General features: G+C 68.5%; 4 protein-coding genes. All 4 read right to left on the bottom strand.

Annotation, left to right across the window (positions count from 1 at the left end; genetic code table 11):
- Positions 1–111: 111 nt before the first annotated feature.
- From AC3A3X_RS14155 to AC3A3X_RS14140, 4 genes are read right to left on the bottom strand one after another with little or no spacing between them, the layout of a single operon-like run.
- Positions 112–1,617 (bottom strand): lipopolysaccharide biosynthesis protein, encoded by a 1,506-nt coding sequence (locus AC3A3X_RS14155; RefSeq protein WP_487583658.1) that lies wholly within the window; start codon positions 1,615–1,617, stop codon positions 112–114.
- A 5-nt stretch (positions 1,618–1,622) separates the two neighbouring features.
- Positions 1,623–2,465, bottom strand: coding sequence for a serine aminopeptidase domain-containing protein (locus AC3A3X_RS14150; RefSeq protein ID WP_487583657.1), 843 nt, complete (start codon positions 2,463–2,465; stop codon positions 1,623–1,625).
- Positions 2,462–3,310 carry an alpha/beta hydrolase family protein gene (locus tag AC3A3X_RS14145; RefSeq protein WP_487583656.1) on the bottom strand — a complete coding sequence of 283 codons (849 nt, stop codon included), beginning with the start codon at positions 3,308–3,310 and terminating at the stop codon, positions 2,462–2,464. Before AC3A3X_RS14145 ends, AC3A3X_RS14150 begins: the two co-directional genes overlap by 4 nt.
- 5 nt (positions 3,311–3,315) lie before the next feature.
- A complete protein-coding gene (locus tag AC3A3X_RS14140) occupies positions 3,316–9,468 on the bottom strand; it encodes an amino acid adenylation domain-containing protein (RefSeq protein ID WP_487583655.1) in 6,153 nt (2,050 codons plus the stop codon).
- Between the last annotated feature and the right edge of the window lies 1 nt (position 9,469).

The following is a 9,469-nucleotide window of genomic DNA, read 5'->3' as shown; positions in this document are numbered from 1 at the left end:
CGCGCCCCGCCTTCGGACAGGATGTCCGACGAAGGGGCGGAGCAATCCCCGGCCCGGCGGACGACGCCGCTCCGCAGCAGGAAACCCCAAAAGCGCACCAGCATGCCCCACTCACCCCACCAGCGACTCACCGCTGCGTTCCCCATTGACCGGCGGCGCCTTCCGCCGCAGCGGAATCATCGCGCGCAGGCGCGGATCGAGCAGCAGCAGTGTCGCCAGGTAGGGACCGCCGATCATCGCGCCTCCGACGATCAGGCGCGACCATCCCGGCTTCAGGCCCACGCCCAGCGCAACCCACGCGCAACCTGCAGCAACCACCGCGGCGACACCGGCAAGCGCCAACGTCCGCCGGTCCGGAAACTGTCGCAGCGAGGGTGAAACCAGCAGGCAATGGCCGATCGCGGCAGCGATCGAACTGCCCACCGTTGCCCACGCGGCACCCATCACGCCAAACCGCGGAATGAGCACGAGATTGAGCGCCGTGTTGAGTGCCACCGAGGTGCAACCCAGCGCGAGGACGGTGCGGGTGCGCTTTTCCAGCATCAGCCCATAACCGCACACCAGCATCACCGGGAACAGCGCATTGGTCGCTCCCATCACCGCGAATACCGGCCCGGAGGCCGCCTTGCCGTTGCCGCTCAGGGCAATGATGACGTCCGTGCCCAGGCATACCAGCCCGATCGCCACGCCGACCGCGGCATAGGTCATCGGCAGCAGGACCTTGCGCTTGAGCGCACGCACCGCTTCCGCCGTCTCGGTCACGTACAGCCGGTTGGCCATCGGCGTGAACGACTCGAACACGGTGAGGTTCATGAACATGTGCACCTGCATCGCCAGCCCGGCACCGATGCTGTAGATGCCGACCACGGCGAAGTCGCCCGACAGCCCCTTCAGCATCAGCCGATCGATCGAGACCAGGGCGACGGCCAGCATCTCGGTGGCCACCAGCGGCATGCCGAACGCCATCGAATGCCGCAGCGACCCCGGATCGAGCGCCTGTCTGGAGAAGCCCAGGTGGCGACGCGTCCAGGTCACATAGAAGGCGATGCCGATCAGCGCCGCGGCCAGCTTGCCCGCGTAGGCGGCCAGCGCGGTGTGCTGTATCGCCGCCACCGCCCCCACCATCAGCGCCAGTTGCAGGTAGCGCCAGGCCACGCGCGTGATCATCACCATCCGCGAGCGCTCGGTCGCGCGCAGCACGGTTTCCACCAAGCTGCTGTACACCATCAGCGGCGTCATCAGCATGGCCATCCAGAACACCGGCGACTGCGTCGCGCCGACGAACCAGTCGGTGATGACGATGCCGGCACCGGTCAACGTCCACAATGCCAGCGACACCAGCAATGGCAGATAGAACAGGTTGGTCGAGAACGTGCGCAGCGCCGCCTGGTCGCCGCCGTGCGGATAGAAGCGCAGGATCGAATGCTGCGCGCCAAGCTTGGCCACGGCGACCGCCAACAGCACCCAGGTGTCGTAGTAACCCAGGATGCCGTACTGGGTGTTGTCCAGCAGGCGGGTCATGATCGGGAACGACACCAGCCCGGCCAGCAGCACCAGGATGTTCGCCGAGGAGTAGCGCAGGTAGTGCCTGCCGATGCCGGGGGAATCGCTGGCCATCGCCACTACTGCCCCGCCTGCGCGAACTGCGATTGCATCCAGCCGCCGATGCGGTCGAAAAGGACGCGGCGATGCTTGCGCAGGTAGAAGGTGTGGTCGTACTCGCGCCAGAACTCCAGGCTCACCTGCGGCGCCCTGGCGGCATTGCCAAGGCAGGCGGCCAGCTGCGCGCGATGGTTGAAATACGGATAGGCGCCACCGGTGAAGACGAACAGCAGGCGCGTGTCGCGCGCGACCATCGCCGACATCATCCGCACCGCATCCGGGCGCGACGGGAAATCACGGAAGTCGGCCAGCGACGGCCCGCCGCTGCCACGTGAACGCAGGTAGCGCCACAGCTTGCCCGGCTGCAGCAGGCGCGGAAGCGCATGGCGCAACCAGAATCCCACGGTCGGATAGGCCAGGCCGTCGATGAGGATCGCACCGGCCACGCGCGGATCGGCGGCAGCCACGTGGAAGGCGTCGTCGGCGCCGGAGCACAGGCCGCACAGGACGAACCGGTACACGCCGGTCTGCTCGGCGAGCAGTCGCATCGCCGCATCGACCTCGCGCTTGCGCCGGTCGTTCGTCGCCTGGCCCGGCAATGCGCTGTCGCCGAGTCCGGACTGATCGAAGCGCAGGACCGGGAAACCCTGCGCCGCGAGCTTGCGTGCAAGGTCGACATGGGCACGGAACGGGCCGACATGACGGGTGATGCCGGCATTGAGCAGCAGCATGCCGACGCGTGGCTTGATACCCTTGCGCACGGGCGTGATCACGCCGACCAGGCCATTGCCGAACTGCACGACCTGCTCGCCGGCGTCCAGCCGCTCGACCGCGTTGCCCGGAAGCTGCACCTGCAGGTTCATCGCGCCTCCGTTGCGGCCAGGTGCTGGGCCATCTGGGCCACGCTGCGACGCGGGTACGCCTGGGTGCCGAACTGCTTCGGATCTTCCCAGCCGGGTCGGTCCGATGCATCGAGTTCGAACACCTCCATCTGCACGCCATGTCCGCGCTGCGTGGCGATGAACCGCTCGACGTCGTCGCGCTGCCACAGCATCAGGCGCACGCGGCTGCCGCGCGGCAGTTCCATCGCGGCCGCATCCAGCGTTGCCAGCGCCGCCGGCAACGCTGCATCGACACGGAAGCCAAGCAGATCGTTTTCATCGGGATCATGCCGCGCGTGCGGGTAGCGACCACTCTGGTACAGCTGCGCCTGGTGCTGGCGTCGCCAGGATTCGACCACGCCCGCCCCGACCAGCTGCGGATCCCATAGCACCACGTCGACCGGCTGCTCCCGTTGCGACAGGTACGCCAGCACCGGCAGTGCCGCGCTGCGCAAGGCCAGCCAGGTGAGGCGATCGGCGCCACCGTGCGCCGACAACACGGCCTGCGCGGCATCGAGGTCGGCCATCATGCCCGGCAGGCTCAGACCATCATCCTCGCCGCTCGAATCGCCGCTGCCGTACCAGTCGAAGCACAGCCCGGCACCGCCACCCGCGGCCACCGACTCGGCCACGGCCCACAGTGCGCGATGCGCGCGGATGCCTTCCTGCAGCAGCGGCGCGCACAACACCATTGCCTTTCGCCGCGCGTCGTGGCCGGCATGGGCGTGCAACAGGCCGAACAGCCTTCGCTCGGCCGCACCGAACAGGAATGGCCCACTGGACAGCTGCAAACCCGACGCCACTTCTTCCACGGTCGTTCCCGCCATTGCGCTCATTCGACGATCCCGGTGCGCAGCAGTCGCTTGACCTGGCGCGCCATCCGCGCGCCGACGCTGCCGTGGTCCAGTGCCCCCGCCGAAGCTGGCAGTTCGGACGCGATCTGCGCCAGGCTCTGGGTGGCCAGCCGCATCAACTGGATGCGCACGCCAGTGTCCTTGGACACGCGGCTGGACATCTGCACCGCCAGCATCGAGTTCCCGCCAAGGTCGAAGAAGTTGTCGGCCGGCAAGACCTCCGTGCCGAGCAGCTCCTTCCAGAGGCCGCACAGGTAATCGCAACGCGGGTCGTCGCCGGCGACTGCAACGGCAGCCGATTCGTCGCTGGCGGCGCTGGCCAGGTCCGCCTCGACCGCGCCAGCAAGGTCCTCGCTGGCGCCGGTCTGCGCGCGGACGATGGCTGCGCCGAGCGCACTGGCCAGTGCCGGCGCCTCGACCAGTCCGCGATGCGAGCCGGGAATGGCGATGATGCGGATCGAGCCCACCAGCGATTCCCAGCCCAGTGCGGGTTTGTCGTGCAACTCGGCCGGTTGCTCACTGGCGCGGAACAGCACCACGGCCGCCGGATACGGCCTCACCACGTAGTTGATGTACGCGCGCGTGTGGACCGCCTGCAGCTCGGCGTAACGGATGTCGTGCGGCAGCGCCGCGCCGGTGGCGCGCGCCTGCTCGGCCTGCGCTCGCAACTGCCGGGTCTGGATGCGGCGATTCACCGCCTCGCTGATCGTGGCCAGGCGCTCGCCCAGCGACTGACCCTGCATGCGGCGGTGCAAGCGACCCACTTTCGCACGCAATCCATTGCGCGATTGCTCGCGATAGCGTGTACCGAACTCGGCGGACGTATCGATGAGGCCCAGCAACCCCACCTGCTCGCCGGCAGCGATCAGCTGCTGGGCCATCTCATAGGCGATCATCCCGCCCATCGACCCGCCCGCCAGATGATAGGGGCCATGCGGCTGCAGCTGGCGGATCTCGCGGACATAGCGTTCGGCCATGGCCTCGATCTTTTCCAGCGGTGCCGTCCGCCCATCCAACCCCAGCGCCTGCAGGCCGTAGATCGGGAATCCCTCCGGCAACGCTTCGGCCAGGGCGCGGTAGTTGAGCACGTTGCCTCCGACCGCATGCACCAGGAAGAACGGCAGGCCGTCGCCGCGCGGGCGAATCGGAACCAGCGGGGCCCACGGATCCACACGGGTTGGCGCGTCAGTCTCGCCGTCGGCATGTGCGCCGGCGTGGCGGTAGGCCAGTGCAAGCGCCCGCACCGTGCGCGCACTGAGCAACGTCGCCAGCGGCAGGTTGACGCCGGTCTCGTGATTGAAACGGTGGAACATCTGCACCGCCTGCAGCGAGTGGCCGCCGAGGGTGAAGAAGTCGTCGTCGGCGACGATGCGCGGATTGCGCAGCAGGTCGCGCCAGATCTCCAGCAGTCGCGCGGCGAGCGGGTCGAGGTCTTCGTCATTGGCCGCGGCGAAGGCCACGACTTCCGATGCCTCCAGCGATGCCGGGACGTCCGCCGGAACGTCCGCGGCGGGCCGGCCGAACAGCAGCGGCTGGCCGTCGTCGAACGCGGTCAGCGCCTCCAGCGACATCGACGGATCATCGCCGATGCGGTCCAGCAGTTGCAGGTAGCGGCTGTAGAGCAGGTCGGCGGTTTCGGCGTGGAAGATGTCGGCGTTGTGCATGAAACCGCCCGACAGTCCTTCCTCCTGCTCAACCAGCCACATGCCCAGGTCCTGGGTGGCGCCGGTCTGGAAGACCGGGAAACGGCCGTGTTCCAGCGGACCCCAGTGGGTCACGCGGTTGCGGATGTCCTGGAACGAGAACAGCGCGTGGTAGAGCACGGCGCCGCCCTCGCGACTGCGCATGCTCAACTCGCGCACCAGGTCCTCCAGGCGGACGTCCGGATGACCGAAGCTGTCGAGCACCATGTCCTTCACGCGTGCCAGCGCCTGGCCGAATGTCATCGACGGATCGAGTTCGACCCGCAGCGGCAGCAAGCTGGTGAAGTAGCCCATCAGCGGCTCGACCTCGGCGCTGTTGCGCCCGCGCACCGGCGTGCCGACGATCAGCTCGCGCAGTCCCGAGGTGCGGCTGACAAGGGTGAAGTACGCGGCGAGCAGGACCATGAAGAGCGTCGCGTCGAGCTTGAGCGCAGCGGCATGCAACGCCTCCGTGGTGGCACGGGAGACGTTGATCCGGCGCGTCACGCCGCGACCGGACATGCCGGGGCGACGTGGCAGGTCGGTCGGCAGGGCTTCCACGCCCTGCCCCGCACTGCCCAGGCGATCGCGCCAGAACGCCAGCTGCTTCGCATACTCGGTGCCCTGCAGCCACTGCCGGTGCCAGACCGAGTAGTCGAGGTACGACACGGTCAGCTCGGGCAGCACCGGGGCGCGATTCTCGACCTGTGCCAGGTACAGCTCCGACATCTCGGTGTACATCAGGTCGAAAGACCAGCCATCCCAGATCAGGTGGTGCGGCATGAAGAACCAGACATGCTCCTGCGGCCCCAGCCGGAACAACCGCGACGCGATCAGCGGCGCCTGGTCCAGCCGGAACGGCTGCTTGATCAGCGCGTCCAGGCGCCTGGAGACTTCGCCGTCGCGGACGTCGTCGCCGAAGTGGCTCAGGTCCTCGACCTCGCGGATGTCCAGCGCCACGTGGTCGTGGACGACCTGCATCGGTTCGCCGTCGACCAGTTCGATCGAGGTGCGCAGCGCTGACTGCCGCTGCAGCATCGCCTGCACGGCACGCTGGAAGGCCTCCGTGTCGAGCTCACCACGCAGGCGGTGCGCCGACGGCGTGTTGTAGGTGATCTGGCCGGGGTTGAACTGCTCCAGCAGGTACAGCCGCTCCTGCATCACCGACATCGGCCCATGCGACTGATCGGCCAGGTGCACGATGGGTTCGCGCACGATGGCGCCTTCGCCGCCGTGCTCGCGCTGGCAGGCATCCACCAGGCGGGCCAGCTTGGCCACGGTCGGACCGTCGAACAGCGCACGCAGCGACAGCGCGACGCCCAGTTCCTTGTTCAGACGCGAGGTCAGCTGCGCCGCCAGCAGCGAGTGGCCGCCAAGCGAGAAGAAATCGTCGTCGACGCCGAGCCCGGGCACGCCTAGCACCTTGGCCATGGCCTCGGCGATGGTGCGCTCGAGCGGGTTGCGCGGTGCGATGCGCTCGCCCGCGCTGCGCACGCTCATGTCGGGCGCCGGCAGCGCCTTGCGGTCGATCTTGCCGTTGGGCAGCAACGGGATCGAATCGAGCAGCATCAGGTGCTGCGGAATCATGTAGTCGGGCAGCGAACCGCGCAGGTGCGACAACAGCTGCGCCTCGTCCGCCGCCTGCCTCTCCGCGGCCACGACATACGCCACCAGGCGCACGTCGCCGGGGCGGTCCTCGCGTGCGGCGACCACCACGCGGGCGACCGCAGGATGGGTCGCCAGCAACGCTTCGATTTCGCCCAGCTCGATGCGATAGCCGCGCACCTTGACCTGAAAATCCAGGCGCCCCATGTGCTCGAGCACGCCATCGCGGCGCCAGCGGCCGCGGTCGCCGGTCCGGTAGAGCTTCGCCGCCGGTGCTTTCGAGAACGGATCGTCGATGAAGCGCTCCGACGTCAGTTCCTCGCGGTTGAGGTAGCCCAGGGTGACGCCGTCGCCACCGATCCAGATCTCACCCGGGACGCCGAGCGGACACAACCCGCCCTGCGGATCGAGGATCCACACCTGGGTGTTGGCGATCGGACGACCGATATGGATGTCGGCCGGTTTTCCCTGCGGCCCGGCGATGACGCGGGCACAGGTCGACCACACTGTCGTTTCCGTCGGGCCGTACACATTCCACAACGACCCGCAGCGCTGCAACAGCTGCGCAGCCAGGTCGGCCGGCAATGCCTCGCCGCCGCACAGGATCTTGAAGGTCGCGTCGCCCTTCCAGTCCGCGTCGAGCAACAGCCGCCACGATGCGGGCGTTGCCTGCATGATCGTCGCGCCGCTGCTGCGCACGAGCTCGGCCAGCGCCACGCCGTCGGTCGCGGTGTCGCGGTCGGCCAGCACCACTTGCGCGCCGACGCTGAGCGGAAGCAGCAGCTCCAGCACCGCGATGTCGAACGAAAGCGTCGTCACCGCCACCAGGCGATCGTCTTCGCCGATGCCCGGCTCGCGCTGCATGCTGGCCAGGAAATTGCTGACCGCGCGATGCGGAACCTGCACGCCCTTGGGCCGCCCGGTCGAACCGGAGGTGTAGATCACATAGGCGATCGATTCCGGCTCCGCCGCCATTGCGTCACGCCCGGGACGCTCGCCCGGGAGCGCTTCCAGCTCGTCCTCCAGCGCGTCCAGCGCCAGCACCGGCCGACCGCGCAGGTCGAAGTTGCCGGCATGCGCCTGCTGCGTCAGCAACGCCGCCAGGCCGGCATCGCCGGCCATGTAGGTCAGGCGCTCGGCAGGGAAATGCGGGTCGAGCGGCACGTAACCGGCACCGGCCTTTAGCGTGCCGAGGAGACCGGCCAGCATGTCGATGCCGCGGTCCAGCACCAGACCCACCAGCGATCCGCGACGCACGCCGCGGCTGCGCAGCAGCTGGGCGATGCGGTTGGAGCGGTCCTCCAGCTCGGCATAGCAGACCGCGCGCCCGTTGAAACTCAGCGCGGTGCGACCCGGCGTGAGGTCGCATTGCCGCTCGAAGTACTCGTGCATGCGGCATTCGCGATCGAAAGCGTCCGGTTCCGGTTGCAGCGCGTTGAGTTCGGCATAGGCAGCGGCATTGACCAGCGACAGCGCACTGGCGTCGGCGTCAGGCCGCGCGACCGCGTCACGCAGCAGCGACTCGTAGGCGGCCAGCCAGCGACGGATCGTGTCGGCATCGAACAGGTCGGTGTTGTACTGGGTCTCCAGGCGCATGCCGCCCTGGGTCTGCACGGCGTTGATGAAGATCTCGAAGTTCTCGAAGCTGCGCGCGTTGTTGCTGAACTCCAGGGTCAGCCCGGGGAAACCGGCGGTCTCGCGCTCCAGCGCCTGGTCGATGTTGAACATCACGCTGCACAGGGGCAGCCGTCCCGGGTCGCGCTCGACCCGCAGCTTCTGCAGCAGCGTCCCGAAGGTGTAGCGCTGGTGGTCGATGGCGTCGAGCAGTGTCGACTGGGCATCGTCGAGCACCTTGCCGAAGGCATCCTTGGCCTCGATGCCGAAGCGCAGCGGCAGCAGGTTCACGCAGTGGCCGACCAGCTGGTCGTTGCCGTCGACCGATTGCCCGGCCGCCGGGATGCCGATCACGACCTCATCCTGCCCCGCCAGGCGCGACAGCACGCAGCCAAAGCCCGCCAGCAGGGTCGCGAACAGGCTGACGCCACGACGCGCGCCCATGCGGCGCACAGCGGCGACCAGTTCCGTATCGAGCAGATGGTCCTCGCGCAGCGAGGCGAAGCTGCGGCGCACCGGCCGCGGCCGGTCGGTGGGCAGGTCCAGCACCGGCGCGCCGCTGGCGAAGCGGCCCAGCCAGTACGCTTCGTCGTCTGCGTAGGTGGCGCCGTCGGGATGGGCCGCCTGCGCCAGCGCGTAGTCGGAGAACGCAACCGCTGGCGTGATCGGCGCTATCGGCGCTCCGCAACGACTGCCGTACAGCAGTCCCAAGTCCTGCACGATCAACCACCACGACCAGCCGTCGCAGGCGATGTGGTGCGCGGTCAGCAGCAGGACGTGATCGTCTTCGCCAAGGCGCAGCAGTTCGGCGCGGAACAGCTCGCCATGGGCGAGCTCGAACGCGGTTTCCACCGCCAGTCGCTGCCGCTCCTGCCTCGCCTGCGCGCGGTCCTGCGGCTCGAGCGCGGACAGGTCGATGAAGGGCATCGCCAAGTCGCCGACTTCGCGCACGCACAGCGTCTCGCCATCGGGACCGAAATTGGAGCGCAGCGCGTCATGGCGCTGCAGCAGGTCGCCGAGCGCGGCATGGAGCGCGGCACGGTCGAGGCGGCCGCGCAGATGCAGCGAGACCGACTCGTTGAAGGCGAGCGTGGCATCGGCGCCGAGCTGCGCCGCGAGCCAGACTTCGCGTTGCGGCTCGGTGGTGGGTACGACCCGATCCAGCACCCCATCGGCAAACGGGTCGTAATCGACCGCATCGCTGAGCGGAGTCTGCACAATGGCCACCATG

It is taken from the genome of Lysobacter sp. Soil_N_23, from assembly GCF_057656135.1.
The sequence above is the reverse complement of the archived record's forward strand: the minus strand, read 5'-3'. Positions and strand labels throughout refer to the sequence as shown.